At 74.4% G+C, this 26,297-nt stretch carries 25 protein-coding genes; 19 read left to right on the top strand and 6 right to left on the bottom strand.

The window, feature by feature from the left end; translation table 11 throughout:
* Positions 1-17: 17 nt before the first annotated feature.
* Positions 18-890, top strand: a complete 873-nt coding sequence (locus CXR04_RS33650) for a helix-turn-helix domain-containing protein (RefSeq protein WP_101425972.1) — start codon at positions 18-20, stop codon at positions 888-890.
* Positions 887-1,150, top strand: coding sequence for a DUF397 domain-containing protein (locus tag CXR04_RS33645; protein WP_101425971.1), 264 nt, complete (start codon positions 887-889; stop codon positions 1,148-1,150). The genes CXR04_RS33650 and CXR04_RS33645 overlap by 4 nt, the downstream gene beginning before the upstream one ends.
* Here CXR04_RS33645 and CXR04_RS33640 read toward each other — a convergent pair.
* Both CXR04_RS33640 and CXR04_RS33635 read right to left on the bottom strand, forming a co-directional pair.
* Positions 1,147-2,100 carry an IS481 family transposase gene (locus CXR04_RS33640; protein ID WP_101420045.1) on the bottom strand — a complete coding sequence of 318 codons (954 nt, stop codon included), beginning with the start codon at positions 2,098-2,100 and terminating at the stop codon, positions 1,147-1,149. The genes CXR04_RS33645 and CXR04_RS33640 overlap by 4 nt on opposite strands.
* 119 nt (positions 2,101-2,219) lie before the next feature.
* Positions 2,220-3,392, bottom strand: coding sequence for an 8-amino-7-oxononanoate synthase (locus CXR04_RS33635; RefSeq protein ID WP_101425970.1), 1,173 nt, complete (start codon positions 3,390-3,392; stop codon positions 2,220-2,222).
* Positions 3,393-3,537: 145 nt separating this feature from the next.
* Between CXR04_RS33635 and bioB the strand changes: the two genes are divergently transcribed.
* The 11 genes from bioB (at position 3,538) to purB (ending at position 16,506) form a co-directional block, all read left to right on the top strand.
* On the top strand, positions 3,538-4,680 hold the full coding sequence (gene bioB / locus CXR04_RS33630; protein ID WP_101425969.1) for a biotin synthase BioB: 1,143 nt from the start codon (positions 3,538-3,540) through the stop codon (positions 4,678-4,680).
* Positions 4,673-5,977 (top strand): adenosylmethionine--8-amino-7-oxononanoate transaminase, encoded by a 1,305-nt coding sequence (locus CXR04_RS33625; protein WP_101425968.1) that lies wholly within the window; start codon positions 4,673-4,675, stop codon positions 5,975-5,977. Before bioB ends, CXR04_RS33625 begins: the two co-directional genes overlap by 8 nt.
* Before the next feature lie 18 nt (positions 5,978-5,995).
* Positions 5,996-6,742, top strand: a complete 747-nt coding sequence (gene bioD / locus CXR04_RS33620) for a dethiobiotin synthase (protein ID WP_101425967.1) — start codon at positions 5,996-5,998, stop codon at positions 6,740-6,742.
* A gap of 22 nt (positions 6,743-6,764) precedes the next feature.
* On the top strand, positions 6,765-7,427 hold the full coding sequence (locus tag CXR04_RS33615; RefSeq protein ID WP_101425966.1) for a class I SAM-dependent methyltransferase: 663 nt from the start codon (positions 6,765-6,767) through the stop codon (positions 7,425-7,427).
* 239 nt (positions 7,428-7,666) lie between these two features.
* Entirely contained in the window at positions 7,667-8,449 is a 783-nt protein-coding gene (locus CXR04_RS33610) for an ABC transporter ATP-binding protein (RefSeq protein ID WP_101425965.1), read from the top strand.
* A 7-nt stretch (positions 8,450-8,456) separates the two neighbouring features.
* Entirely contained in the window at positions 8,457-11,057 is a 2,601-nt protein-coding gene (locus CXR04_RS33605) for an ABC transporter permease (protein WP_101425964.1), read from the top strand.
* 166 nt (positions 11,058-11,223) lie between these two features.
* The gene (locus CXR04_RS33600) at positions 11,224-11,652 is read left to right on the top strand and encodes a GNAT family N-acetyltransferase (RefSeq protein WP_199850585.1); all 429 of its coding nucleotides are present in this window, start codon (positions 11,224-11,226) and stop codon (positions 11,650-11,652) included.
* A gap of 57 nt (positions 11,653-11,709) precedes the next feature.
* Positions 11,710-13,107, top strand: coding sequence for a hemolysin family protein (locus CXR04_RS33595; protein WP_101425962.1), 1,398 nt, complete (start codon positions 11,710-11,712; stop codon positions 13,105-13,107).
* Positions 13,104-14,117, top strand: a complete 1,014-nt coding sequence (locus CXR04_RS33590; protein WP_101425961.1) for a hemolysin family protein — start codon at positions 13,104-13,106, stop codon at positions 14,115-14,117. Before CXR04_RS33595 ends, CXR04_RS33590 begins: the two co-directional genes overlap by 4 nt.
* Before the next feature lie 109 nt (positions 14,118-14,226).
* Positions 14,227-14,940, top strand: coding sequence for an SGNH/GDSL hydrolase family protein (locus CXR04_RS33585; RefSeq protein WP_234380850.1), 714 nt, complete (start codon positions 14,227-14,229; stop codon positions 14,938-14,940).
* 126 nt (positions 14,941-15,066) lie between these two features.
* Positions 15,067-16,506, top strand: coding sequence for an adenylosuccinate lyase (gene purB, locus CXR04_RS33580; protein ID WP_101425959.1), 1,440 nt, complete (start codon positions 15,067-15,069; stop codon positions 16,504-16,506).
* 35 nt (positions 16,507-16,541) lie between these two features.
* On the opposite strand, the gene CXR04_RS33575 is transcribed toward purB, so the two are convergent.
* Both CXR04_RS33575 and CXR04_RS33570 read right to left on the bottom strand, forming a co-directional pair.
* Complete coding sequence (locus CXR04_RS33575) at positions 16,542-17,273, bottom strand: ABC transporter permease (protein WP_101425958.1); 732 nt, start codon at positions 17,271-17,273, stop codon at positions 16,542-16,544.
* A 3-nt stretch (positions 17,274-17,276) separates the two neighbouring features.
* Positions 17,277-18,023, bottom strand: coding sequence for an ABC transporter ATP-binding protein (locus CXR04_RS33570; RefSeq protein WP_101426738.1), 747 nt, complete (start codon positions 18,021-18,023; stop codon positions 17,277-17,279).
* Positions 18,024-18,123: 100 nt separating this feature from the next.
* Here CXR04_RS33570 and CXR04_RS33565 point away from each other — a divergent pair, with 100 nt between their 5' ends.
* Genes CXR04_RS33565 through CXR04_RS33555 form a run of 3 tightly spaced genes read left to right on the top strand, consistent with a single transcriptional unit; the run spans position 18,124 to position 21,225 of the window.
* Positions 18,124-19,359 (top strand): sensor histidine kinase, encoded by a 1,236-nt coding sequence (locus tag CXR04_RS33565; RefSeq protein WP_101425957.1) that lies wholly within the window; start codon positions 18,124-18,126, stop codon positions 19,357-19,359.
* Positions 19,360-19,363: 4 nt separating this feature from the next.
* Positions 19,364-20,023 carry a response regulator transcription factor gene (locus CXR04_RS33560; RefSeq protein ID WP_101425956.1) on the top strand — a complete coding sequence of 220 codons (660 nt, stop codon included), beginning with the start codon at positions 19,364-19,366 and terminating at the stop codon, positions 20,021-20,023.
* A 44-nt stretch (positions 20,024-20,067) separates the two neighbouring features.
* On the top strand, positions 20,068-21,225 hold the full coding sequence (locus CXR04_RS33555) for an ROK family transcriptional regulator (RefSeq protein ID WP_101425955.1): 1,158 nt from the start codon (positions 20,068-20,070) through the stop codon (positions 21,223-21,225).
* Between the two features lie 111 nt (positions 21,226-21,336).
* Here the strand turns inward: CXR04_RS33555 and CXR04_RS33550 are convergent, their stop codons facing one another.
* On the bottom strand, positions 21,337-22,074 hold the full coding sequence (locus CXR04_RS33550) for a GntR family transcriptional regulator (RefSeq protein ID WP_101425954.1): 738 nt from the start codon (positions 22,072-22,074) through the stop codon (positions 21,337-21,339).
* Between the two features lie 167 nt (positions 22,075-22,241).
* On the opposite strand from CXR04_RS33550, the gene CXR04_RS33545 reads away from it, so the two are divergent.
* Positions 22,242-22,988, top strand: a complete 747-nt coding sequence (locus tag CXR04_RS33545) for an SDR family oxidoreductase (protein ID WP_101425953.1) — start codon at positions 22,242-22,244, stop codon at positions 22,986-22,988.
* Between the two features lie 27 nt (positions 22,989-23,015).
* On the opposite strand, the gene sigJ is transcribed toward CXR04_RS33545, so the two are convergent.
* Positions 23,016-23,906, bottom strand: coding sequence for an RNA polymerase sigma factor SigJ (gene sigJ / locus CXR04_RS33540; RefSeq protein ID WP_101425952.1), 891 nt, complete (start codon positions 23,904-23,906; stop codon positions 23,016-23,018).
* A 224-nt stretch (positions 23,907-24,130) separates the two neighbouring features.
* On the opposite strand from sigJ, the gene CXR04_RS33535 reads away from it, so the two are divergent.
* Both CXR04_RS33535 and CXR04_RS33530 read left to right on the top strand, forming a co-directional pair.
* Positions 24,131-25,660, top strand: coding sequence for an alkaline phosphatase D family protein (locus CXR04_RS33535; protein WP_101425951.1), 1,530 nt, complete (start codon positions 24,131-24,133; stop codon positions 25,658-25,660).
* A gap of 61 nt (positions 25,661-25,721) precedes the next feature.
* Positions 25,722-26,231, top strand: coding sequence for a DUF1990 family protein (locus CXR04_RS33530; protein WP_101425950.1), 510 nt, complete (start codon positions 25,722-25,724; stop codon positions 26,229-26,231).
* Positions 26,232-26,297 lie beyond the last annotated feature (66 nt).

Raw genomic sequence — 26,297 nt, 5'->3', positions numbered from 1 at the left:
CGGCCGGGAGGGGCGTCATGCGCAATGAGCCGGCGGTACGCCGCGCCAAGCTGGGCGCGGAGCTGCGCAGGCTGCGCGGCAGAGCCGGGCTGACCAGCGGGAAGGCGGCGGCGCTGGTCGGCTGGCACCAGTCGAAGATCAGCCGGATAGAGACGGGCACGTCGGCGGCCAAGGCCGCGGACGTCGCCCGGCTGCTCGACGCCTACGGCGTCACCGAGCCGGAGCTGCGCACACTGCTGGAGACGCTGGCCACGGCGCCGCGCGAGGGTCGCGAAGACCGCTGGTGGAGCGAGTACCGGGAGCTGCTGCCGGCCGCGTACCGGGACTTCATCAGCCTGGAGGCGGAGGCGGCCACGGTGCGCACGCTGGAGACGTCGGTGGTCCCGGGGCTGCTCCAGACGCGGCGGTACGCGCTGGCGGTGACCCGCGCGGCCGTCGCGGGCGCGGCGCCGCGGGAGGTGGAGTCGCTGGTGGAGGTGCGGATAGCCCGGCAGGCGGTGCTGCGCGGGGCGCGCCCGCCGCACCTGCACGCGGTGCTCGACGAGGCGGTGCTGCGGCGGCACGTGGGCGGTCCCGGGGTGATGGCGGAGCAGTTGCGGCACTTGGGGCGGATGGGGGCGCTTCCGCACGTACGCGTCCAGATTCTGCCCTTTGCCGCCGGCGAACACGTGGGCCTCACCGGACCTTTCGTTATCTTCTCTTATTCGCGCAGTTCTGATCTCGACGTGGTCGTTGTCGACCATTTGATGAGTAGCCTTCACCTCGAAAGGAAAGAAGACTTACGGGCGTATGAGACCGCCTTTGCTTCGCTGCAGGCATGCGCCCTTTCGCACGAGGAGTCCCTGTCGTTCATAGCCGCGCTCGGCGCGGGCGCAAAGGAGGCACCATGACCTCAATGCCTCGGTACGTCTCCTCCAGTACGGCACTCGACGACCTCCGCTGGCGGCGCAGTTCGCACAGTACGGGGGCGAACAACTGCGTCGAGACCGCCTATCCCGTGGGGCCGGAATCCGCCGGGCTGCTCGCCGTGCGGGACTCCACCCATGTGGAAGGGCCGGCGCTGCTGTTCCGGGCCGAGGCGTGGCGGGCGTTCGTCGCGGCGGTCAAGGACGGCGAGTTCGCCGGGGGCGCTCGGGTCGCGTACGCCTAGGTGTATTGCCCGGAGAGGTTGGGGACGCGGGTGGCGGGTGGTTGGCCCTTCAGGGCGGTGTGTCCGCGGTGGTGATTGTAGGTGTGCAGCCATGTGGGGAAGGCGTCGCGTCGTTCCTGTTCTGATCGGTAGGGCTTTGCGTAGGCCCACTCGTCGAGCAGGGTGCGGTTGAGGCGTTCGACCTTGCCGTTGGTCTGTGGCCGGTAGGGCCGGGTTCGCTTGTGAGTGATCCCTGCGTCGGCGAGTGCATCGCGCCAGGTGTGCGACTTGTAGCAGGCGCCGTTGTCGGTCAGTACGCGCTCGACGGTGATGCCGCAGTCGGTGAAGAAGGCGTGGGCGCGGGTCCAGAAGGCGGTGGCGGTCTCCTTCTTCTCGTCGGTGTGGATTTCGCTGTAGGCGAGGCGGGAGTGGTCGTCGACGGCGGTGTGGAGGTAGCTGTAGCCGGCGTTCTTGCGGGTCTTGCGGCCGGCTTGCCGGCCCAGGACCTTGTGGCCGCCGCCGTCGGGGATGTTGCCGAGCTTCTTGATGTCGACGTGCACCAGTTCGCCGGGGCGGTCGCGTTCGTAGCGGCGGATGACGCGGCCGGTGGCCCGGTCCAGGTGGGTCAGGCGGGCCAGGCGGTAGCGGGTCAGTACGCGGTGCACGGTCGAGGGGATCAGACCGAGCAGGTGGGCGATGCGGGCTGGTCCCCAGCGGCGCAGGACGCGGACCTTGATGATCCGGCGCTCGGTGCGGGTCGGGGTCCGGCGCGGGCAGCGGCGGGGGCGGCTGGAGCGGTCGGCCATGCCCGCCTCACCACACGCGCGGTAGCGGTCGGCCCACCGCTGTGCGGTGGTCGGCGATACCTGGAAGCGCTCGGCAGCACGGCGCAGGGGCCAGCCGTCCTCGACCACGCAGCGGGCCAGACGCAGCCGGCCAGTCTCGGTCAGGGGTGCATTACGGTGTGGCATGAGGGTCTTTCTGTTGGTGTAGATGTCGCAATCCACACCGAACAGGAAGGCCCTCACCTCTTCAAGATCCCACAGCCGAGACCTCGCCCACCCGTCCACAACCTCCCCGGACAGAACACCTAGACCGCGGGCGCCGTGCGCTCCGGGGCCGCGGGCGCGGGCGCGGTGCGTACGACCGTCCCGATCGCGGTAGCGACCTGATCCTCCGCGAGGTCCGCACGGGCGGTCAGGCGCAGCCGCGAGATGCCGTCGGGCACCGACGGGGGGCGGAAGCAGCCGACCGCCACCCCCGCCTCGCGGCACGCCGCCGCCCACGCCACGGCCGCCTCGGGCGCCGGGGCCCGTACCGACACCACCGCCGCGTCGGGGCGTACGGCCGTCAGCCCGGCGGCCGTCAGCCCGCCGTGCAGCGCCGCCGCCACCCGCCGGACCGCCGCCGCCCGCTCCGGCTCGCGGCGCAGCAGCCGCAGCGCGGCGAGGGCGGCGCCCGCGGCGGCGGGGGCGAGGCCGGTGTCGAAGATGAAGGTGCGGGCGGTGTTGACCAGGTGCTCGATCACCCGCGCGGGACCCAGCACCGCGCCGCCCTGGCTGCCCAGCGCCTTGGACAGCGTGACGGTGGCGACGACGTCGGCCGCGCCCGCCAGCCCCGCCGCGTGCAGGGCGCCGCGCCCGCCGGGCCCGAGGACGCCGAGTCCGTGGGCGTCGTCCACCAGCAGCCCGGCACCGTACGAGCGGCAGACGGCCGCCAGCGCCGGCAGGTCGGCGGCGTCGCCGTCGACGGAGAAGACCCCGTCGGAGACCGCCAGCGCGCGCCCGGCGAAGCCGTCGAGGGCCTTGGCGACCGCGTCGGCGTCGGCGTGCGGGACGACGGCGACGTCGGCCCGGGAGAGCCGGCAGCCGTCGATGAGCGAGGCGTGGTTGCCCGCGTCCGAGACCACAAGGGTGCCGCGGTCGCTCAAAGCGGTGACGGCGGCGAGGTTTGCCGCGTACCCCGAGGAGAAGACGAGCGCGGCCTCGAAGCCGCAGAAGGCGGCGAGTTCGGCCTCCAGCTCCGCGTGCAGCGCGGTGGTGCCGCTGACGAGCCGGGATCCGGTGGCGCCCGCGCCCCAGCGGCGGGCCGCGGCGGCCGCGGCGGCGGTGACCTCGGGGTGGCGGGCGAGGCCGAGGTAGTCGTTGCCGCACAGGTCGAGCAGTCGGGCGTCGTGCGCGCGGGGGCGCAGGGCGCGTACGAGGCCGGCGCGCCGCCGCTCCTCGGCCTGCGCGTCGATCCAGTCGAAGGCGTGACGGGGCATGCGGTTCCTCGGCTCGGCGGGCTGTTTCTGCACCGTAGTGCGCGCGGGGGCGCGCGGTGGTGTGGCGATGAGCACAGAAGACGGGGGCGGCCGTTGTGCGGTGCCCCATTGGCCCGGGCCGGTGCGGTGGGCGAGGATCGGCGCCATGGACCTGCTTTCGACGCTGGTGGACAAGGGGCTGCGGCGCGAGGCGCCCACCCGGGACGAGGCGCTGGCCGTGCTGCGCACCCCGGACGAGGACGTGCTCGACGTCGTCGCCGCGGCCGGGAAGGTGCGCCGGGAGTTCTTCGGCCGCCGGGTGAAGCTCAACTACCTGGTCAACCTCAAGTCGGGGCTCTGCCCCGAGGACTGCTCGTACTGCTCGCAGCGGCTGGGTTCCGAGGCGGGGATCCTCAAGTACACGTGGCTGAAGGCCGACCAGGCGGCCGAGGCCGCGGCGGCCGGGGTGGCGGGCGGCGCCAAGCGCGTCTGCCTGGTCGCCAGCGGGCGCGGGCCCACGGACCGGGACGTCGACCGGGTCTCGGAGACCATCGCCGCCATCAAGGAGCAGAACGGCGGCGTGGAGGTGTGCGCCTGCCTCGGGCTGCTCTCCGACGGCCAGGCGGAGCGGCTGAAGGCGGCGGGGGCGGACGCGTACAACCACAACCTCAACACCTCCGAGGCGACATACGCGGACATCTGCTCCACGCACGGCTACGAGGACCGGGTGCAGACCGTGCAGCAGGCGCAGGCGGCCGGGATGTCGGCCTGCTCCGGGCTGATCGCGGGCATGGGCGAGAGCGACGAGGACCTGGTGGACGTGGTCTTCGCGCTGCGCGCGCTGGACCCGGACTCGGTGCCGGTGAACTTCCTCATCCCGTTCGAGGGCACGCCGCTGGCCGGGGAGTGGGATCTCACGCCGCAGCGCTGTCTGAAGATCCTCGCCATGGTGCGATTCGTCTGTCCTGACGTGGAGGTGCGGCTCGCGGCCGGCCGGGAGATCCATCTGCGGACGCTCCAGCCGCTGGCGCTGCACCTGGCCAACTCGGTGTTCCTGGGCGACTACCTGACCAGCGAGGGGCAGGCGGGCAAGGCGGACCTGGAGATGATCGCGGACGCCGGGTTCGAGGTGGAGGAGGCGGGGAGGACGACGCTGCCGCCGCACCGGGCGGCGGACGGGCCGGCTCCGGGCGCCGGACCCGCCGGCTGCTCGTCCACGGCCGCGGACGAGCAGCCGCGGGAGGCGCGTACGGACCTCGTGGCCGTACGCCGCCGCGGCGCCGGTACGGAACTGCCGCCCAATGCCTGAGCCGTTGCCGCCGCGGCGGCTGCTCGACCTGGACCGCGAGCATGTCTGGCATCCCTACGGGCCCATGCCGGGCCGGCAGGAGCCGCTGGTCGTCGACTCCGCCGAGGGCGTACGCCTGCGGCTTGCACAGCCGGCGTGGGGCGTGGACGAGCTGGTCGACGGGATGTCGTCGTGGTGGTCCGCGATCCACGGCTACCGCCACCCGGCGCTCGACGCCGCCGCCCGCGGGCAGTTGGAGCGGATGAGCCACGTGATGTTCGGCGGGCTCACCCACGAGCCGGCGGTGCGGCTCGCGGCGCGGCTGGTGGAGGTCACGCCGGAGCCGCTGGAGCACGTGTTCCTCAGCGACTCGGGCTCGGTGTCGGTCGAGGTCGCGGTCAAGATGTGCCTGCAGTACTGGCGTTCGCGCGGCCTGCCGGGCAAGCGCAGGCTGATGACCTGGCGCGGCGGCTACCACGGTGACACCTGGCAGCCGATGTCGGTCTGCGACCCGGAGGGCGGCATGCACGAGCTGTGGTCCGGCGTGCTGCCGCGGCAGTTGTTCGCCGGCGTGCCGCCCGCGGGCTTCGACGCGCCGGTGGACGGGGCGTACGAGCGCGAGCTGCGCGACCTCGTGGCGCGGCACGCGGACGACTTGGCCGCGGTGATCGTGGAGCCGGTCGTGCAGGGCGCGGGCGGGATGCGCTTCACCGCGCCGGGCTATCTGCGGGTGCTGCGCGAGGCGTGCGACGCACACGGCGTGCTGCTGGTGTTCGACGAGATCGCTACCGGCTTCGGCCGCACCGGCGCGTTCTTCGCCGCGGACCACGCGGGCGTCACCCCGGATGTGATGTGCGTCGGCAAGGCGCTGACCGGCGGCTATCTGTCGATGGCCGCGACATTGTGCACACCGGAGGTCGCCGAGGGCATCTCGCGGGGCGAGGTTCCGGTGCTCGCCCACGGGCCGACGTTCATGGGCAACCCGCTCGCCTCGGCCGTCGCCCTGGCCTCGCTCGACCTGCTGGCCGACGACGGCTGGCGGCAGGACGTCAAGCGCATCGAGAGCGGGCTGCGGGAGGGGCTGGCCGGGGCGGCGGAGCTGCCGGGGGTGCGGGACGTACGGGTGCTGGGCGCCATCGGCGTCGTACAACTGGACCACGACGTGGACATGGCCGCGGTCACCCGGGCCGCGGTCGGGGCCGGGGTGTGGCTGCGCCCGTTCCGGGACCTGATCTACACCATGCCGCCGTACGTGACAGGGGACGCCGACCTCGCCCGGATCTGCGCCGCCGTGCGCGCCGCGGCGGCGGCCGGCTGACGGGCGGGGGGCGACGCGATGGGCAGCGTGCTCGTGGTCACCGGCACCTCGACCGGTGTGGGCAAGACGGTCGTCACCGCCGCGGTGGCCGCCGCGGCGCTGGCGCGGGGCCGCTCGGTGGCCGTGCTCAAGCCGGCCCAGACCGGCGTGGCGGAAGGCGAGCCCGGGGACGCCGACGAGGCGGCGCGCCTCGTCCCGGGCATACGGGCGGTGGAGCTGGCCCGCTTCCCCGAGCCGCTGGCCCCGGCGACGGCCGCCCGGCGCGCGGGGCTGCCGCCGCTGAGGGCGGCGGACGCGGCGGGGATGGTGGAGAAGCTGGGGCACGACCACGACCTGGTGCTGGTGGAGGGCGCGGGCGGGCTGCTGGTGCGGCTGGACGACGCGGGCGGCACACTGGCGGAGGTGGCGCGGCTGGTGGCGGCGCCGGTGCTGGTCGTGGCCGCCGCCGGGCTCGGCACGCTGAACGCCACCGAGCTGACCACGGAGGCGCTGCGCCGCCGCGGCCTGGCGTGCCCGGGCGCGGTGGTGGGCAGTTGGCCGGCGGCGCCGGACCTGGCGGCCCGGTGCAACCTGGCGGACCTGCCGGCCACGGCGCGGGTGCCGCTGCTGGGCGCGGTGCCGGAGGGCGCCGGCGGGTACGGCCCGGAGACCTTCTGCGCCGCCGCCCCGGGGTGGCTGGCGCCGGCGCTCGGCGGGCACTGGGACGCGGACGGCTTCCGCGCCCGGGAGGCCCCGGGCGGGTCCGGGAGGGGACAATCGCACTGACCCCGCACGCCTGGAGGCCCCCATGCCCTCACCGACGCGCGCGGCGCAGGACGCCGTGTACCACCCGTACTTCGCGCGCTTCTACGCCCGCCTCAGCGTCGCCGCCGACGAGCACGGCGGGGTCGCCGAGCTGCGCAAGGAGCTGCTGACCGGCCTGTCCGGCCGGGTCGTGGAGATCGGCGCGGGCAACGGGCTGAACTTCGCGCACTACCCGCCCGCCGTCTCCGAGGTAGTCGCGATCGAGCCGGAGCGGCACCTGCGGCAACTCGCCGCGGAGGCGGCGCTGCGGGCGGCCGTACGGGTGGACGTACTGCCGGGGACGGCGGAGGAGCTGCCGGTCGGGAGCGGGTCGTGCGACGCCGCCGTCGCCTCGCTGGTGCTCTGCTCGGTCGCGGACGTGCCGCGGTCGCTCGGCGAGCTGCGCCGGGTGCTGCGTCCCGGCGGCGAGCTGCGGTTCTACGAGCACGGGCAGGCCGGCGGGCGGGTGATGCGGGCGGTGCAGCGGGCGGCGGACCGCACGGTGTGGCCGCTGCTGCTCGGCGGCTGCCACTCCGGTCGCGACGTGCTCGGCGAGCTGACCGCCGCCGGGTTCACGCTGGGCCCGTACCGGCGGGTGCGGATGCCGGAGAAGGGGCCGCCGACCCCGGCCTCGTACCACGTCCTGGGCACTGCGCTTCGCGGCTGACGGCGACTGCGCCGGACACAGGAGACGCCGGTCCTCCCGCGGGAGTAGTGGGTTATCCACAGGTGCCACCCGGGAGGGATGCGCGGGATTCCACGGCCGCCTAGTCTCGCTGGCAGGCGGCGCGGATCCGATCGATCACGCAGCCTCGCAGCACGTCCCCGCCGGGCACCCACGGTTTACGGCGGGGAGACAGGAACGCGCAACCGGCGCCCGGCTCACAGCCCGATGGGGGAACGGCATTGTCCACACCGGCGGCACTCGACAGACGCGAAGCGGAACGGCCCGCCGGGGTCGCGGCCCGCGCCGGCGGGCTGACGAAGACGTACGGCAGCGGCGAGACGGCCGTCGTGGCGCTGGACGCGGTGGACGTGGAGATCCACCGGGCCCGCTTCACCGCGGTCATGGGCCCGTCCGGGTCCGGGAAGTCCACGCTGATGCACTGCCTCGCCGGGCTCGACACGGTGACGTCCGGGCGGATCTGGCTGGGCGACGAGGAGATCACGGGGCTGGGCGAGCGGGAGCTGACGCGGCTGCGCCGCGACCGGATCGGCTTCATGTTCCAGTCCTTCAACCTGCTGCCCACGCTGAACGCCCTGGAGAACATCACGCTGCCGATGGACATCGCGGGCCGCAAACCCGACCCCGGGTGGCTGGACCGGGTGGTCGACACGCTCGGCCTGCGCGACCGGCTCGACCACCGGCCCTCCCAGCTCTCCGGCGGCCAGCAGCAGCGGGTGGCGTGCGCGCGGGCGCTGGCCTCCCGGCCCGAGCTGATCTTCGCCGACGAGCCGACGGGCAACCTCGACTCGCGCTCCGGCTTCGAGGTGCTGGGCTTCCTGCGGGAGGCCGTGGACCAGTTGGCGCAGACCGTGGTGATGGTGACCCACGACCCGGGCGCCGCCGCCCACTCCGACCTGGTGCTCTTCCTGGCCGACGGGCGGATCGTGGACGAGATGCCGGAGCCGACGGCCGAGGCGGTACTGGAGCGCATGAAGCGCTTCGACGGCATCAGGAAGAGCTGAGGCGGGCGTGCTCAAGGCGACTCTGCGCAGCTTCTTCGCGCACAAGGGGCGGCTGCTGCTGTCGGCGCTGGCCGTCCTGCTGTCGGTGGCGTTCGTCTCCGGCAGCCTCATCTTCTCCGACACCGTCAGCCGCACTTTCGACCGGCTCTTCGCCTCCACGGCCGCCGACGTGGCGGTCTCGCCGAAGGAGGCGTTCGAGCAGAACCGCGGGTTCGGCTCCGGGCTGGTGCCGACGCTGCCCGCGTCGGTCGCCGACGAGGTGGCGAAGGTACCGGGGGTGCAGGCAGTCCACCTCGACGTCGAGGTGGAGAACCTCACCGTCACCGACGCGGAGAACGAGCCGATCGGCCGGACCACGGGCCCCCCGACGATCGCCGCCAACTGGTACGTCAGCGATCGCAGCCCGGTGGAGCTGTCGGACGGCCGCGAGCCGGGCGGGGCCGGCGAGGCGCTGCTCGACAAGGACACCGCCGATCGCAAGAACATCGAGATCGGCGACACGCTCAACGTCCTCGCGCAGCCGGGCAGGTTCGAGGTCGAGGTCGTCGGCATCGCGAAGTTCACGACCACCAACCCGGGCGCCACGGTGGTCTATCTCGACACGGCGGCCGCGCAGCGCCAGTTGCTCGACAACCCGCAGCGCGGGGACGGGGAGGCCGCGGGCCCGCCGCTGGCCACGTCGGTCTCCGTGGACGCGGCGCCGGGGGTGTCGGACGCCGCGCTGAAGAAGCGCGTCAAGGCGGCGCTCGACGGGAACTACGCCGTGCAGACCGCGGACGAGCAGGCGAAGTCGGCGGCGGAGGAGCTGGGCACGTTCCTCGACATCATCAAGTACGTGATGCTCGGCTTCGCCGGCATCGCCGTGCTGGTCGGCATCTTCCTGATCGTCAACACGTTCTCGATGCTCATCGCGCAGCGCACCCGCGAGCTGGGCCTGATGCGCGCGCTGGGCGCGGACCGGCGGCAGGTCCGCCGCTCGGTGCTCACCGAGGCGCTGCTGCTCGGGCTGGCGGGCTCCACGCTCGGGCTGCTCAGCGGCATCGGCCTGGCCGTCGGGCTCATCGAGACGATGGGCCTGCTGGGGATGAACCTGGACGCGGCGGAGATGGTCGTGAGCTGGGTCACGCCGGTCTTCGCGTACGCGGTGGGCGTGGGCGTCACGTTCGTCGCGGCGTACCTGCCGGCCCGGCGCGCGGCGCGGGTCTCCCCCATGGCGGCGCTCGCCGACCTGGAGATCGCGGAGGTCGGCCGGCCGATGCGGGTGCGGGCGGCGCTCGGCTCCGTCCTCGGTGCCGCCGGGGCGCTGTCGTTCTACCTCTGCGCCACGGCGGACCGGACCCGTGACTCCGCGGTGTGGCTGGTGGGCGGCGTGGTGCTGACGATGCTCGCCGTGGTCGCGGCCGGGCCGCTGCTGGTGCGGCCGGTGATCCGGGTGGTGGGCGGCTGGTTCCCGCGGATCTTCGGCTCCGTCGGCGCCCTCAGCCAGCGCAACGCGCTGCGCAACCCGCGGCGCACCGGCGCCACGGCCGTGGCACTGATGGTGGGCCTGGCCCTGGTCGGCGGCATGTCGGTGGCCGCCGCATCGATGACGAAGTCCTTCGACGAGGAGATCGACCGGACGCTGGGCGCCGACTTCCTCGTACAGAGTGACAGCTTCGGCCCGTTCCCCCGCGAGGTCACCGAGCGGGTCGAGGAGGCGGACGGCGTGGGCCTCGTCGTACGCCAGCGGTTCGCGCCGCTGCGGGTGACGCTGCCGGACGGCGAGAAGACCAGCACCAGCGCCGGCGCCTTCGACAAGGAGCTGGACCAGGTCAGCCGGCTGGAGTACGCGGCGGGGAGCACCGGCGACGCGCTCGCGCCCGGGCACGTGGGCCTGCAGCGGCAGTTCGCCCGCGACCACGGCATACGCATGGGCAGCACGCTCCGGGTCGAGTTCCCCAACCGCAAGAAGGCGGACCTGACTGTCGGGGCGCTCACCAAGCAGGAGACGAGCGGCGGGTTCGGCGCGGCGGGCGGCTTCTTCCTCGGCATGGAGACCCTGGAGAAGTACCTGCCCGGCGGGCAGGAGGCGGTCGTCTTCGTCAACGCCGCGAGCGGCACCGACGTCGACAAGCTGCGCGCGTCGCTGGAAAGCGGGCTCGAAGCCTTCCCGCAGGTGAAGGTGCGGGACCAGGCCGACTTCAAGGAGCTGATCCGGGAGCAGATCATCGTGCTGCTCTATCTGGTCTTCGCGCTGCTGGGGCTGGCAATCGTCATCGCGGTGCTGGGCGTGGTGAACACGCTGGCGCTGTCGGTGGTCGAGCGGACCCGGGAGATAGGCATGCTGCGGGCCATCGGGCTGTCCAGACGCCAGACGCGCCGGATGATCCGGCTGGAGTCCGTCGTGATCGCCGTGTTCGGCGCGCTGCTCGGCCTGGTGCTGGGCCTGGCGTGGGGCGCGGGGGTGCACGAGGTGCTGGCGCTGGAGGGCATGCGCGCCTTCGCGATCGACTGGACGGTGCAGCTCGCCGTGGTGATCGGGTCGGTGCTGGTCGGCCTGCTGGCCGCGCTGCTGCCGGCGCTGCGGGCGTCCCGGCTCAACGTGCTGGCAGCCATCGCCCACGAGTGACCGCCGCCCGGTCCGGGGGCGCTCGTACGGACCGGGCGGGTCGTGCGACCGCGCGCGCCGCCCGGCCGGACGGCCCGTCAGGGACCGGCCCGCCGGGGCGGCCGTGGCCCGGCCGTGCGCCGAATACGGTCGACGCGGGCGGGCCCCCGGTGATGGGATGCCGGGCATGGACGATCTACACATCCGGGCCGCGGAGCCCGCGGACGTGCCGGCGGTGCTCGCGTTCTGGAAGGCGGCAGCCGAGGGCACGTCCGTCAGCGACGACGAGGCGGGCGTCGCCGGGCTGCTGGAGCGCGACCCGGGCGCGCTGCTGCTGGCCGAGCGCGGCGGGGAGCTGGCGGGCACCGTCATCGCCGGGTTCGACGGCTGGCGCTGCCATCTGTACCGGCTCGCCGTGGACCCCGGCCACCGGCGCCGCGGCGTCGGCACCGCGCTGCTGGTCGCGGCGGAGCGGCGGTTCGCCGCCTTCGGCGGCCGGCGCGCGGACGCGATGGTGCTGAACCGCAACGAGCAGGCGCACCACGCCTGGCACGCCGGGGGCTATGTCCGCCAGGAGCAGTGGAGCCGCTGGGTCAAGCCGCTTGCCGCCGGCTGACCGCGGTCGCCGCGCGACCCCCGCGACCCTGCGTGATCATGAGACGGAGGTGACCCGATGACCGAGGTGCTGCTGCTGGTCCTGGCCCTGGCGCTCTGCCTGGCCTGCGGCCTGTTCGTGGCGGCCGAGTTCTCGCTGACGACCGTGGAGCGAGCCGAGCTGGAGCGGGCCGTGGACCGCGGCGAGCGCGGCGCTGCCGGTGCGCTCCAGGCCGTTCGCGGCCTGACGTTCCAGTTGTCGGGCGCGCAGCTCGGCATCACCGTCACCAACCTCGTCGTCGGCATGCTCGCCGAGCCGTCCGTCGCCTCGCTGCTGCACAGCCCGCTGCGCGCGGCGGGCGTACCTGGCTCGGCCACCTCCGGCGTCGCGCTCGTGCTGGGCACGGCGCTGTCGACCGTCGTCCTGATGGTCGTCGGCGAACTCGTGCCCAAGAACTGGGCCATCTCCCGCCCGCTGGCCATGGCCAAGCGCGTCGCCGCCTTCCAGCGCACGTTCAGCGGCGTCTTCCGCCCCTTCATCCGCCATCTGAACAACACCGCCAACCGGGTGCTGCGGCTGATGGGCCTGGAGCCGGCGGAGGAGCTGGCCTCGGCGCGCAGCCCGCAGGAACTCGCCGCGCTGGCCCGGCACTCGGCGAAGAAGGGCTCGCTGGAGGCCGACACCGCCGAGTTGTTCGTCCGCACGCTGGGGCTCGCGGAGCTGACCGCGGAGAACGTGATGACGCCCCGGATGCAGGTCGTCGCGCTGGAGGACGACGCCACCGTCGGGGACGTCGTCGACGCCTCCCGCGCCACCGGCCTGTCCCGCTTCCCGGTCTACCGCGGAAGCCTGGACACCGTCCTGGGCTACGTGCACGTCAAGGACGTCCTCGGCATCCCCGCCGACCGCCGCGCCCGCCACCCGCTGACCCGGCTGCTGCGCGAGCCGGTGCTGGTGCCCGAGACGCTGCCCGTCGACCACCTGATGGACCGGCTGACGGAGAAGCGCACCATGGCGGTGGTGGTCGACGAGTACGGCGGCACCGCCGGCGTGGTCACCATGGAGGACGTCGTGGAGGAGGTCATCGGCCAGGTGCGGGACGAGCACGACCCGCTGGAGACGCCGGACCTGCTGCCCAGCGGTGCGGACCCGGACGGCCGGATGCTCTTCGACGCCGACGGCGGGGTACGCCCCGACCAGCTTGCGGAGATCGGTCTGCGGGTGCCGGAGGGCCCGTACGAGACGCTGGCCGGGCTGGTCGCCACCGAGCTGGGCCGCATCCCCGTCGACGGGGACGCGCTGGAGGCCGGGGGCTGGCGGCTGGACGTCGTGGACGCGACCGGACGCCGCGCCGCGCGGGTGCTGCTGCACGCCCCGCCGCCGGGCGCCGAGCCCGACGACGGCGAAGACGAAGGCACCGGCGGCGCGGGCGGCAGCAGCAGCCGTACGGCGGCCGGCAGGGGGGAGCCCGGATGACCGTCGTCCAGTTGATCATCGGCCTGCTGACGCTGGTGCTCAACGCCTTCTTCGTGGGCGCGGAGTTCGCGCTCATCTCCGTGCGCCGCAGCCAGATCGAGCCGTACGCCCAGGAGGGCGACCGCCGTGCACGCCGGGTGATCTGGGGTCTTGAGCACGTCTCCACGCTGATGGCCGCGGCCCAGCTCGGCATCACCCTGTGCACGCTGGTCCTCGGTGTCGTCGCCGAGCCGGCCATCGCCCATCTGCTGGAGCCGCTGTTCAACGCGGTGGGGGTGCCGCACGGCCTGGTGCACCCGATCTCCTTCGCGATCGCGCTGGCCGTGGCCACGTACCTGCACATGCTGCTCGGCGAGATGGTGCCCAAGAACGTGGCGCTGGCCGACCCGGTGCGCTCCGCGCTGCTGCTCGGCCCGCCGCTGGTCGCGCTCACCCACGCGCTGCGCCCCGTCGTCTTCACCGTCAACGCCTTCGCCAACGCGCTGCTCCGGCTGCTGCGCGTGCAGACCCGCGACGAGGTCGCCGCGTCGTTCTCCGACGCCGACCTGGCCCGCATGGTGGCGGACTCCGCGGAGGCCGCGCTGCTCGACGACCGCTCCGCCGAGCGGCTGCGCGACACCCTGGAGCTGGGCCGCCGCCCCGTGGGCGACGTGGTGGTGCCCACCGGGCACGTGGTCACCGCGCCCGTCGGCGTCACCCCGGAGGCGCTGGAGGCACTGGCCGTCGCCTCCGGTTTCTCCCGCTTCCCGGTGGTGGACGACAGCCGCAGGATCCTCGGCTATCTGCACGTCAAGGACGCCCTCGGCGCCGCCGACCGCGAGGCGCCGTTCCCGCGCACGGCGATGCGCCGCATCGCCCGGGTGCGCGCGAGCGCGCCGCTGGACGACGTGCTGACCGCCATGCGCCGCAGCCGCACCCACCTGGCCGCGGTGACCGGCGAGGAGGGCCGGGTGACGGGGCTGGTGACCATGGAGGACGTGCTCCGCGAGCTGGTCGGCCGGGAGTCGTGACCCGCGGTACGGGCGCCGGGAGCGACACCCGCGGCGGCGAGTAGGATCGGCGGACGTGAACGCGCGCTACACCAGTTTCGTCGCGGTCGGCGACTCCTTCACGGAGGGTATGTCCGACCTGCAGCCCGACGGCTCCTACCGCGGCTGGGCAGACCTCCTCGCGGCCCGCTTCGCGGCGGCGCAGCCCGGCTTCCGGTACGCGAACCTGGCCGTCCGCGGCAAGCTCATCCGCCAGATCCTCGACGAGCAGGTCGACCGGGCCGCCGCCATGGAGGCCGACGTCATCACCCTCGTCGGCGGCCTCAACGACGCCATCCGGCCGCGCTGCGACATGGACCGGGTGTGCGGCCTGCTCGAAGAGGCGGTGGCGAAGCTGGCGCCGAGCTGCAAGCAGCTCGTGCTGATGCGCAGCCCGGGGCGCGACGGCCGGGTGCTGGAGCGGGTCAGACCGCGCATGGAGCAGCTCTTCACGCACGTCGACGACCTCGCCGCACGCCACAGTGCGCTGGTCGTCGACCTGTACGGCGCCGACGTGCTGAGCGACGTACGGCTGTGGGACGAGGACCGGCTGCACCTGACGCCCGAGGGCCACCGCCGCGTCGGCGAGGCCGTCTGGCAGACGCTCGGCGGCACCCCCCAGTACGACTGGACGGGCCCGCTGCCGCCCCCGGCCCCGCGGCCGCCGTGGCTCACCCGCCGCACCGCGGACGCCCGCTTCGCCCGTACGCACCTGCTGCCCTGGGTGCACCGCCGGCTCACCGGCCGCTCCTCCGGCGACGGCCGCGCGCCGAAGCGCCCGGATCTGCTGCCGTACGACGTCTGACGCCGGCACCGCGCGGCCGCGGACCCCTGACGCCCGCCCCGCGCGCGGACCCCGGCGCACGTCCCCGTACGCCCCCACCCGCCGCCCTCCGCACCCCGCCCGGCGGGGCCCGTAGAATCTCCCCACGTGAACAAGCCGCGCATCCCCAACGTCCTGGCCGCCCGCTACGCCTCCGCGGAGCTGGCCGCCCTCTGGTCCCCCGAGCACAAGGTCGTCCTGGAGCGGCAGCTCTGGCTCGCCGTGCTGCGCGCCCAGCGGGATCTGGGGATCGAGGTGCCCGAGGGCGCCGTCGCCGACTACGAGCGGGTGCTGGAGGACGTCGACCTCGCCTCGATCGCCGAGCGCGAGAAGGTCACGCGGCACGATGTGAAGGCCCGTATCGAGGAGTTCAACGCGCTCGCCGGGCACGAGCAGATCCACAAGGGCATGACCTCCCGCGACCTGACGGAGAACGTGGAGCAGCTCCAGGTGCGGCAGTCCCTGGAGCTGGTACGCGACCGCGCGGTCGCCGTGCTGGTCCGGCTGGGCGGGCTGGCCGGCGAGCACGCCGGTCTTGTGATGGCCGGCCGTTCGCACAACGTCGCCGCGCAGGCCACCACGCTGGGCAAGCGGTTCGCCACCGCCGCCGACGAGTTGCTGACCGCGTACGGCCGGGTGGAGGACCTGCTCGCGCGCTATCCGCTGCGCGGCATCAAGGGCCCGGTCGGCACCGCGCAGGACATGCTCGACCTGCTCGGCGGCGGTAAGGAGGGCGCCGCGAAGCTGGCGGAGCTGGAGCGCCGGGTCGCAGGACACCTCGGCTTCGCCCGCGCCTTCACCTCCGTCGGCCAGGTCTACCCGCGCTCGCTGGACTACGACGTGGTCGCGGCGCTGGTGCAGGTCGCCGCAGCGCCGTCGTCGCTGGCGAAGACGATCCGGCTGATGGCCGGGCACGAGCTGGTCACCGAGGGCTTCAAGCCGGGGCAGGTCGGCTCGTCCGCGATGCCGCACAAGATGAACACCCGCTCCTGTGAGCGCGTGAACGGCCTCATGGTGATCCTGCGCGGGTACGCCTCGATGACCGCGGAGCTGGCCGGCGACACCTGGAACGAGGGCGACGTGTCCTGCTCGGTGGTGCGCCGCGTGGCGCTGCCGGACGCGTTCTTCGCACTCGACGGGCTGCTGGAGACGTTCCTGACGGTGCTGGACGAGTTCGGCGCCTTCCCGGCGGTGATCGCCCGCGAGCTGGACCGCTATCTGCCGTTCCTGGCCACCACCAAGGTGCTGATGGCGGCGGTACGGGCCGGGGTCGGCCGGGAGGAGGCGCACGAGGTCGTCAAGGAGCACGCGGTCGCCGCGGCCCTCGCGATGCGCGAGCGCGGCGCCGAGCGCAACGAACTCCTCGACCGGCTCGCCGCCGACGCCCGCATCCCGCTGGACCGGGACCGGCTGGAGGCGCTGATGGCCGACCGGCTGTCGTTCACCGGCGCGGCCGAGGAGCAGGTGGCGGCGGTGGCGGCGCGGGTCGAGGAGGTCGTCAAGCGGCATCCGGAGGCGGCGGGGTACGCGCCCGGGGCGATCCTGTGACGCCGCCCGCCCCGGCCCCGTAGCGGACCGCGGCGCTACGCGTCCCGCCGCCGCAGCGTCCACCAGCCGGCCAGCACCGCCGCCCCCGCCCAGAGCGCGGTGACGGCCAGCCCGGCGAGCGGCGGCAGGTCCGTGGGCGGGTCGGCGTACATCACCTGCTGCCCGGCGCGGTCCGGCAGGAAGTCCGCGACGCCCGCCGACCCGCCACCGAACACCATGGACACCGCCAGCACGAACGGGATCAGGATGCCCAGCACCGCGACGCCGCTGCGCAGTACGGCGGCGAGCCCCGCGGCGAGCAGCGCCATGAGCGCCAGGTAGACCGCGCCGCCGACGATGCCGCGCAGCGAGCCGTCGTCGCCGAGGCCGGGGGCCCGGTCGCCGAGCGCGGCGCCGCCGGCCAGGAACGACACGAGGGTCGTCACCAGCCCGACGGCGAGCGTGAGCCCGCCGACGTGCGCGAGCTTGGCGCCGTAGAGCAGCCCGCGCCGCGGCACGGCGGCCAGCGTGGCGCGGATCAGCCCGCTCTGGTACTCGGACGACACCGCGAGCGTCCCGAAGACGATCGCGGCGATCTGCCCGGGGCCGACGCCCACGAGGACGGAGAACAGCGGGTCGAAGCCCTCGGGTTCGGCATCGGAGAGGGAGGCGTTGGCGAGGATCCCGAAGCCGGCGGTGGCGACCAGCACGCACGCCAGCGACCAGACGGTGCCGCGCAGCGTCGTGATCTTGATCCACTCGGCGCGGAGCACGGCGGTGGCAGTCATCGTTCAGACCTCCCGGGTCTCGCTGGTGAACTCCGCGGCGGAGGCGGTCAGCCGGAGGTACGCCTCCTCCAGCCCGCCGGCACTGCCCGCGACGAACTCCGCGAGCGGCACGTCGGCGAGCAGCCGGCCGCGGCCGAGCACCACGAGGTGGTCGGCGTACGCGGCGGTCTCCCCCATCAGATGGCTGGAGACGAGCACGGTGCGGCCCTCGTCGGCCAGCCGGCGCAGCAGCCCCCGGATCCACACGATGCCCTCGGGGTCGAGCCCGTTGGACGGCTCGTCCAGCAGCAGCACGGGCGGGTCGCCGAGCAGCGCGGCAGCGATGCCGAGCCGCTGGCGCATGCCGAGCGAGTACGTCCGTACGCGCCGGCCCGCGGCGGACTCGATCCCGGTCAGCCGCAGCACCCCGGCGACGCGGGCGTCCGGCAGGCCGTTGCTCGCGGCCAGCGCGCGCAGGTGGGCGCGGCCGGTGCGGGAGCCGTGGGCGGCCTGCGCGTCGAGCAGGGCGCCGACGTGCCGGAGCGGTTCCGCCAGCTCCGGGTACCGCCGGCCGCCGACGGTGGCGGTGCCGGAGGTGGCCCGGTCCAGGCCGAGGACGAGGCGCATGGCGGTGGACTTGCCGGCGCCGTTGGGGCCGAGGAAGCCGGTGACCCGGCCGGGACGGACGGTGAAGGTCACGGCGTCGAGCGCCCGGACGTCCCCGTAGTCCTTGGTCAGTTCGCGGACCTCGATGGCTGTTGCTGCTGTCATACGGGCCACGCTGCCGGTCGGGACGGTGCCGGGGCCTCCCCCGCGCGCGGGTCCGGCCTCCCCCGCGCGGGGGAGCCGCGGGCCGGACGGCGCTGGCACGATGAACGGCATGCCGCGCCTTCTCCGAACCCTCTCCCGCCCGCTGCGGCCGGTGCTGCGGTCAGTGACGTACACGCGGTGGCTGCACCTGTTCATCGCCGCGACCCTGGCCCTGCTGGGCGCCTTCGTCTGGGGCGTGGAGGACGTGCCGCCGGTGGTCAGCTATGCCGTCCTCGCCCTCGGCCCGGTGCCGCTGCTCGGCGTCGCGGCGGCCATCCCGGCCACCCGGCTCCTGGAGACGATGCAGGCCCGGCTCCTGCTGTTCCCGGGTCCGCACGGCACGGATGCGCAGCCGGATCCGGGGCTCGCACGCACGCCGGCCGACTCGTGGGCCGACCGGGGCCGGGTGTTCGTCTGGCTGGTGCTGCGGATGTGGGTGGGGCTGCTGGCCGCCGTGGTCGGCATCCAGGGCATCTTCCTGACCGTCGCGCTGACCTCCGCGCACCACTGGTCCTCGTTCGAAGAGGAGATCCTGCCGCTGCCGGGCCCGTGGCACGGGTCGTACCCGCTGCTCGTCCCGGTCGTGGTGCCGGCCCTGCTGGCGGCCGGCTGGGGGCTGGGCGTGCTGATCGCCGCGCTGGCGCCCCGGCTGCTCGGGCCCTCGGCCGCCGAGCGGCTGGCCGCGCTGGAGGAGCGCACCGAACGGCTACTGGAGCACAACCGGCTCGCCCGCGAGCTGCACGACACCATCGGGCACGCGCTGACCGTCGCCGTGGTGCAGGCCGGGGCCGCGCGGGCGGCGGGCTCGCCGGAGTTCACGGAGCGGGCGCTGGGCGCGATCGAGGACACCGGCCGGGAGGCGCTGGAGGACCTGGAGCGGGTGCTGCGGCTGCTGCGCCAGGAGGGTGCGCCGCCGTCCCGGCGGCCCGGGCTGGCCGAGGCGGAGCGGCTGGTGGCCTCCGCGCGCGGGGCGGGGGCGGAGATCAGCGCGGAGATCGACGGGCCGCTGGAGTCGGTGCCGGGGCCGGTGTCCCGGGAGGGCTACCGCATCGTGCAGGAGTGCCTGACGAACGTGCTGCGGCACGCGGGCCCGGTGCCGGTCAGGGTCCGTATCGCGGCCTCGGCGGACGGTCTCGAACTGCACGTACGCAACCGGCTGCCCGCGGGCGCGGCGCCTCCCGGACCCGGCGGCGGCCTGCGCGGCATCCGCGAGCGCGCCGCGCTGCTCGGCGGCGAGGCGGTCGCCGGCCCCTCCGACGGCGAGTGGCGGGTACGCGTCACCCTGCCGATACAGTGACGCCGTGCCCGTCTCCGTCCTCCTCGTCGACGACGACGCCCTGGTCCGCGCCGGGCTGCGGGCGATCCTCGAAGCGCAGCCGGACATCGAGGTGGCCGGCGAGGCCGCCGACGGCGCGGCGGTGATCCCCCTCGTGCGGCGACTGGCGCCGGACGTGATCGCGATGGACGTACGGATGCCGCTCATGGACGGCATCGAGGCCACCCGCGCCGTGCTCCGCGCCTTCCCCGAGCCGCCGAAGATCCTCGTCGTGACCACCTTCGAGGAGGACCGGTACGTGTACGGGGCGCTGCGCGCGGGCGCCGACGGGTTCCTGCTCAAGCGGGCCCGGCCGGCGGAGATCGTGCACGCGGTGCGGCTGGTCGCCGAGGGCGAGTCGCTGCTCTTCCCGGCCGCGCTGCGGTCGCTGGCCGCAGGGCACGGCAACGACGAGGCGCGCGCGGCGCTGGCGGCGGCGCGGCTGACCGAACGGGAGGGCGAGGTGCTGCGGCTGATCGCCCGCGGGCTGACGAACGCCGAGATCGCCGCGGAGCTGGTGCTGGGCACCGAGACGGTCAAATCGCATGTCAGTGCGCTCCTGGCGAAGCTGGGAGCCCGGGACCGGACGCAGGCGGTGATCACGGCGTACGAGTCGGGGTTCGTCGCTCCCGGCGCGGCCGGATAGCGGATACGATCCGCTATCCGGAAGCACGCTCAGGGAGGCTGACGTTGGCGCAGCTCACCGGCGGGGATCCGTCCCTGCTGCGGCGGATCAACTCGGCCGTCGTCCTGCGCGCGCTGCGCGACGCGGGCTCGGCGACGCTGACCGAACTGGTGCGTACCACCGGGCTCTCGCGGCCCACCCTGGACGGCGTGCTGGAGGGGCTGGCCGCCAGCGGGCTGGTGGTGGAGGCCCCGGCCGACGAGGGCACGACCCGGCGCCAGGGCCGGCCCGCGCGCAAGTTCCGCTTCCACGCCGAGTCCGGCCATCTGCTGGGCATCGAGATCGGCCCGCACCGGGTCTCCGTCCTGCTCTCCGACCTCGACGGCCGGCTGCGCGGCTCGGCGCTGCGCACGGTGGACGAGGCCGCGGAGGCCGACGACCGGCTGGCGAACGTACGGACCGTGGTGCAGGAGGTGCTGCGCAAGACCGGCGTGGCGCGCAGCACGCTGCGCGCGGTGGGCGTCGGCAGCCCCGGCATCGTCGAGGCGGACGGCATGGTGCGGCTGAGCACGGCGCTGCCCGGCTGGACGGGCCTCAACCTCGCGGAGCGGCTGGGGCGTTCGTTCCGCTGCCCGGTGCTGGTGGAGAACGACGCGAACACCGCGGCGGTCGCCGAGCACTGGAAGGGCGCCGCGCGGCACTCGGCGGACGTGGTCTTCGTCCGCGCCGGGCTGAGCCCCGGCGCCGGGTCGCTGATCGGCGGGCGGCTGCACCGCGGCTTCGGCGGGGCGGCGGGCGAGATCGGGGCGCTGCACCTGCTGGGCCGGGAGGCGACGCCGGAGAAGCTCCTCAGCGTCACCGGGGAGCCGCTGCACCCGCTGGACGAGCCGGCGGTGGCGGAGGTCTTCTCGCTGGCGCAGGACGGCGACAAGCGGGCACGCCGGGCCGTGGACCGGTTCATGCAGCGGCTGGTCCACGACGTCGCCGCGCTGGTGCTGGCGCTGGACCCGGAGCTGGTGGTGATCGGCGGCTGGGCGGCGGGCGTGGACGACGTGCTGGAGCCGCTCCACGCCGAGCTGGCCCGCTACTGCCTCCGGCCCCCGGAGGTCGTGCTGTCGCTGCTGGGCGAGGCGGCGGTGGCCACGGGCGCGCTGCGGCTGGCCCTCGACCACCTGGACGAGGAGCTGTTCGCCGTGGAGAGCACGGTCACGGCGAGGCGGTGAGCCGGCGGGCCGCCGGCCGGACGGGGTGTGCGCTCCCGGCCCGGCCGTCTCGCTGCGGCTTCCCGCTCCGCGCGGGGTGTCCCGCCCGGTCCGTACGATCCCTGCGGCGGCTCAGCTCGCCAGCACCGCCGCGTCCGCGTCGAGGGTGAGCCGGCAGGTGTCCGCGCGGTACGTCGAGACCGCGACGGCGGCGGTGCGCCCCCGGGAGACGTAGCGCGTGGTGACCACCAGCACCGGGGCGCCCGGCAGCCGGTCCAGCTCGCGGGCGTCCTCCGCGCGCGCCGAGCCCAGCTCGACGGTGCGGTCCTGGCCCTCCAGCGGCAGCCGGTGCAGCTCGTGCAGCACGTTGCGGGCGCGGGCGGCGCCGACGGAGGAGTCGCCGCGGCTGAAGCCGGGCGCGGAGACGCCCGGCACGTAGATCAGCTCGGCCGCGACCGGCTGGCCGTTGCGGCTGCGGGAGCGGTGCACCCGGTGCACCGGCTCCGTCGGGTCGGTGCCGAGCATGCGCGCGACGGCCGCGGGGGCCGCCACCGCGGCGGCGTCGACGGCCTCCCAGCCGTCGTCGGCCTCGCCCGGCCACATCTCGCGCGGGGAGCCCACCGGCACGCCGACGCGCGGCGGCGCGACGGTCGTCCCGACGCCCCGCCTGCGCTGCAGCCGGCCCTCCAGCTCCAACTGGTCGAGCGCCTGCCGCAGGGTCGCGCGGGCGACGCCGAAGCGGGCCGCCAGCTCGCGCTCGTTGGGCAGGATCTCCCCCACCGAGAACTCCGACTCCAGCGCCTCGCTGATCACGCCCTTGAGATGCCAGTACTTCAGCTCGGTCACGGTGTCCGGCTGCGTGGTCCCCACCTGATCCTCGCAATCCCCGTCGGCCTGGCCGCCTTTATGCGCGGTTGTTTATGAAAGGTTGTTGCAGTATCTCTCGCCGACAGTAGGACGCGACCCGGGCTTGGTCAAGACCAATGCCCCTGGGGTACGGTCCGTCCGGCGATCCGACGGACGGCGGAAAGGCAGCGATGGACCAGGTCACGGTGGTCACGGGGGGCAGCCGCGGCATCGGCGCGGCTGTCGTGCGGAGACTGGCCCACGCCGGTCACGGCGTGGCGCTCGCGTACGAGCGGGCGGAGGCCGCCGCGGAAGGGGTGGCGGCGGAGGCGCGGGCCGAGGGGGTGGCGTGCGTGGCCGTACGGGCAGACGTCAGCGACCCCGAGCAGGTCGACGCCCTGTTCGACACCGCCCGCGAGCGTCTGGGGCCCGTGACCGGGCTGGTGAACAACGCCGCGATCACCGGGCCGCTGGGCCGGTTCGACGAGACGTCCCTCGACGTGATGCGCCGGGTGCTGGACGTCAACGTCATGGGCACGTTCATCTGCACCCGCCGCGCGGTGCGCGAGATGTCCACCCGGCACGGGGGCGGCGGCGGCGCGATCGTCACCATCTCCTCCGGCGCGGCCACCCTCGGCAGCCCCGGCGAGTACGTGCACTACGCGGCGAGCAAGGCCGCCGTGGACACCATGACGCTCGGCCTGGCCAAGGAGCTGGGGCCCGAGGGCGTACGGGTCAACTCCGTGCAGCCCGGGATGACCGTCACCGACATGCACGCGGCGATGGGCGACCCCGAGCGGCCGTGGCGCAACCCGGAGCGGGTGCCGATGCGCCGCCCCGGGGAGCCCGAGGAGATCGCCGGCGCGGTGGCGTGGCTGCTGTCCGCCGAAGCGTCGTACACCACGGGCGCCGTGCTGCGGGTCTCCGGCGGCCTCTAGCCGCGCCTCCCGCCGCGGCGGGAGGCGCTAGGTCCGGACGCCGCGGAGCTTGTCCGGGTTGCGGATGACGAAGATGCGGGCGATCAGGCCGTCCCTGAGCTGCGGCACCATGACCGTGTCCGGCTCGCCCTTCGACAGGAGCAGCAGCCCGGGCTGGCCGTTGATCTCGCGGAACAGCAGCTCCGGCTCGGGCACCTCGTGGATGCCACTCGCCCTGCCGATGAAGATGCGGGCCGTCTTGTCGGCGCCCTCGATGACGCGGCGCGGCGCCTTCGCCTTGCCGCCGGAGTCCGAGATCACGTCCACGTCCGGGGCCAGCAGCGCCATCAGCCCCTCCAGGTCGCCGCCGGCGGCGGCTTCGAGGAACCGTTCGGTGATGTCGCGCTGCGCCGCGGTGTCCACGTCGTAGCGCGGCTTGCGCTGCGTGACGTGCCGGCGGGCGCGGCCGGCGAGCTGGCGCACGGCGTCCTCGGAGCGTTCGAGCATCGCGCCGATCTCCGCGTACGGGAAGCCGAATGCCTCCCGGAGCACGAAGACGGCCCGCTCCAGCGGCGACAGCGACTCCATCACGACGAGCATCGCCAGCGTCACCGACTCGGCGAGCAGCGCCCGCTCCGAGCTGTCCGGCGGCGTGTCCCCGAGCAGGTCGGTGGCCAGCGGCTCCGGGAGCCAGGAGCCGACGTACGCCTCGCGCCGCGCCTGGGTCTGGCGCAGCCGGTCGAGGGAGAGGCGGGTGGTGATGCGCACGAGGTAGCCGCGCGCGTCGCGGACGTGTTCGCGGTCCGCGCCCGACCAGCGCAGCCAGGTGTCCTGCACCACGTCCTCGGCGTCGGCGAACCCGCCGAGCATGCGGTACGCCACGCCCATCAGGACGGATCGGTGCTCCTCGAAGGCGTCGAGATCAGTGCCGTATGCCACCCCTCCATATCACCTGACGAGACACCCGCCTGTCCAATCCGGCCGCTCCCGGACACCCTCCGCCGCGCGGCGCACTTCCGGCATTGCAGGGGCAGTTGTTCACTTGTCGTTCGTGCCACGGGCAACACACGCCGGTAGGTCTGACGGCGCACGAGATCCGCACGTCGACGGGAGACCAGGTGAACACGGGAGACAGAGCGAGCGGCGGCCCAGCGCGCCGGTCGGTGCTGCGCGGCGGCCTCGCGGCGTCCGCCGCGCTGGCGGTGCCCACGCTGTCCGGCGGGGCGCCCGCACAGGCGCTCGCGGGCCGGCCGGGGGCGGCGTGGGGCGTACAGGTGGGCGATGTGACGGCCCAGGGCGGCACCGTGTGGGTGCGCGCCGACCGCCCGGCGCGGATGGTCGTGGAGACCTCTGCGACGGACTCGTTCCGCAAGGTGCAGCGCCGCCGCGGCCCGCTGCTCGGTCCGGGCACCGACTACACCAGCACCGTACGGCTGCACGGGCTGCCGCCCGGTGAGCAGGTGCACTACCGGGTGGTGCTGGAGGACGCGGACGACCCGCGCCGTTCCGGCGAGCCGGTCGCGGGCACGTTCCGTACGGCCCCGGGGCGCCGCCAGGACGTGCGCTTCGTCTGGTCGGGCGACGTCGCGGGACAGGGCTGGGGCATCAACCCCGACCGCGGCGGCTACCGGGTGTACTCCGAGATGCAGGGGCTCGATCCCGACTTCTTCCTGCACAGCGGCGACACCGTATACGCGGACGGGCCGCTGAGCGCCGAAGTGCCGCTGCCCGACGGCACGGTGTGGCGCAATCTGGTCACCGAGGAGAAGTCGAAGGTCGCCGAGACGCTCGCCGAGTACCGCGGCAACTTCCGCTACAACCTGCTCGACGAGAACGTGCGCCGCTTCAACGCGCAGGTGCCGATCGTGGTGCAGTGGGACGACCACGAGGTCGTCAACAACTGGTACCCGGGCGAGATCCTGACCGACGAGCGGTACACGGAGCGCCGCGCAGACGTGCTCGCGGCCCGCGCCCGGCAGGCGTTCGCCGAGTACTTCCCGGTGCCCACGCTGGGCGCCGACGGCGCCGGGCGGGTCTACCGCAAGGTCTCGTACGGGCCACTGCTCGACGTCTTCGTGCTGGACATGCGCACGTACCGCAACGCCAACTCCGACGGGCACGCCCCCGACGACGTCCACGGCATCCTCGGGGGCGAGCAACTGGCCTGGCTCAAGCGGGAGCTGCAGCGCTCCCGCGCGGAGTGGAAGGTCATCGCCTCCGACATGCCACTGGGCCTGGTCGTGCCGGACGGCACGAACATCGAGGCCGTCGCGCAGGGCGACCCCGGCGCGCCGCTGGGGCGTGAGCTGCAGATCGCCGAGCTGCTGCGGCACATCAAGCAGCGGCGGATCACCGGCACCGTGTGGCTGACCGCGGACGTGCACCACACCTCCGCGCAGCACTACGACCCGGCGCGGGCGGGGTTCAAGGACTTCGCCCCGTTCTGGGAGTTCGTCACCGGGCCGCTGCACGCGGGCGCGTTCCCGGGCAGTGCGCTGGACGGCACGTTCGGTCCTGAGCGGGTGTTCCTCAAGGCGCCGCAGACGGGCAACGTGGCGCCGAGCCAGGGCTTCCAGTTCTACGGCGAGGTGCGGATCGACGGCGGCAGCCGCGAGCTGACGGTGCGGCTGCGCGAGGAGGGCGGCGCGGTGCTGTTCACGAAGGTGCTGCAGCCGGGGCTCGTCGGGCAGTAGCCGGAACATCCGCGGACGCCCCGCGGCGGCGCGTCGCCGGCCGGCGCGTACGCTGCGGGGCGTGGACGACCTCACGTACGCCCCGGTCGGCGCCACCCGCGAGGGCCGCAGTCCCGCGGGCTACGACTCCTTCACCGTACGCACCCGCATAGGCGCAGGCCCGGCGGCGTACCGGGCGGCGACCGAGGCGGTGCTGACGTTCCGGATGCACCGGGCGGTCGGGGTCACCATCGACGCGGAGGGGCCGCGCGCCGCGCCCGGCGTGCGGCTCGTCGTCGGCCTGGGCCGGCGCCCGCTGCGTATCCTCGCGCCCTGCCGCGTGGTGTGGGCGGAACAGGGCGAGCGGCGCGGCGGGTTCGGGTACGGAACACTCGCGGGTCACCCGGAGACGGGTGAGGAGGCGTTCGTCGTGGAGTGGGCGGACGACGGCGCCGTCTGGCTGACCGTCACGGCGTACAGCCGCCCGGCCGCGCGGTGGGTGGCAACCATGGGACCGCTCCTCGGCGTCTTCCAGCGCGGGTATGCGCGGCGCTGCGGCCGGGTGCTGCGACGGCTCGCGAACGTCGGCTGAAAACCGCCCTCATAGGTCCGATTCACCCTTTACCATCCGGTCACAGCTCGTTCTTGATCACGCAAT

The sequence above is a fragment of the Streptomyces sp. CMB-StM0423 genome (assembly GCF_002847285.1).
In the GTDB taxonomy this organism is placed as follows: Bacteria; Actinomycetota; Actinomycetes; order Streptomycetales; family Streptomycetaceae; genus Streptomyces.
This window is presented reverse-complemented; position numbering and strand designations above follow the sequence as displayed.

Excerpts from the sequence above, each read along its gene's own strand:
- CXR04_RS33640 (WP_101420045.1), bottom strand. The coding sequence starts at position 2,100 with ATGCCACACCGTAATGCACCCCTGACCGAGACTGGCCGGCTGCGTCTG.
- CXR04_RS33600 (WP_199850585.1), top strand. The coding sequence starts at position 11,224 with ATGGACGATCTACACATCCGGGCCGCGGAGCCCGCGGACGTGCCGGCG.
- CXR04_RS33650 (WP_101425972.1), top strand. The coding sequence starts at position 18 with ATGCGCAATGAGCCGGCGGTACGCCGCGCCAAGCTGGGCGCGGAGCTG.
- CXR04_RS33645 (WP_101425971.1), top strand. The coding sequence starts at position 887 with ATGACCTCAATGCCTCGGTACGTCTCCTCCAGTACGGCACTCGACGAC.
- CXR04_RS33635 (WP_101425970.1), bottom strand. The coding sequence starts at position 3,392 with ATGCCCCGTCACGCCTTCGACTGGATCGACGCGCAGGCCGAGGAGCGG.
- CXR04_RS33590 (WP_101425961.1), top strand. The coding sequence starts at position 13,104 with ATGACCGTCGTCCAGTTGATCATCGGCCTGCTGACGCTGGTGCTCAAC.
- bioB (WP_101425969.1), top strand. The coding sequence starts at position 3,538 with ATGGACCTGCTTTCGACGCTGGTGGACAAGGGGCTGCGGCGCGAGGCG.
- CXR04_RS33575 (WP_101425958.1), bottom strand. The coding sequence starts at position 17,273 with ATGACTGCCACCGCCGTGCTCCGCGCCGAGTGGATCAAGATCACGACG.
- CXR04_RS33585 (WP_234380850.1), top strand. The coding sequence starts at position 14,227 with ATGTCCGACCTGCAGCCCGACGGCTCCTACCGCGGCTGGGCAGACCTC.
- CXR04_RS33615 (WP_101425966.1), top strand. The coding sequence starts at position 6,765 with ATGCCCTCACCGACGCGCGCGGCGCAGGACGCCGTGTACCACCCGTAC.
- CXR04_RS33570 (WP_101426738.1), bottom strand. The coding sequence starts at position 18,023 with ATGACAGCAGCAACAGCCATCGAGGTCCGCGAACTGACCAAGGACTAC.
- CXR04_RS33595 (WP_101425962.1), top strand. The coding sequence starts at position 11,710 with ATGACCGAGGTGCTGCTGCTGGTCCTGGCCCTGGCGCTCTGCCTGGCC.
- bioD (WP_101425967.1), top strand. The coding sequence starts at position 5,996 with ATGGGCAGCGTGCTCGTGGTCACCGGCACCTCGACCGGTGTGGGCAAG.
- CXR04_RS33565 (WP_101425957.1), top strand. The coding sequence starts at position 18,124 with ATGAACGGCATGCCGCGCCTTCTCCGAACCCTCTCCCGCCCGCTGCGG.
- CXR04_RS33625 (WP_101425968.1), top strand. The coding sequence starts at position 4,673 with ATGCCTGAGCCGTTGCCGCCGCGGCGGCTGCTCGACCTGGACCGCGAG.
- CXR04_RS33545 (WP_101425953.1), top strand. The coding sequence starts at position 22,242 with ATGGACCAGGTCACGGTGGTCACGGGGGGCAGCCGCGGCATCGGCGCG.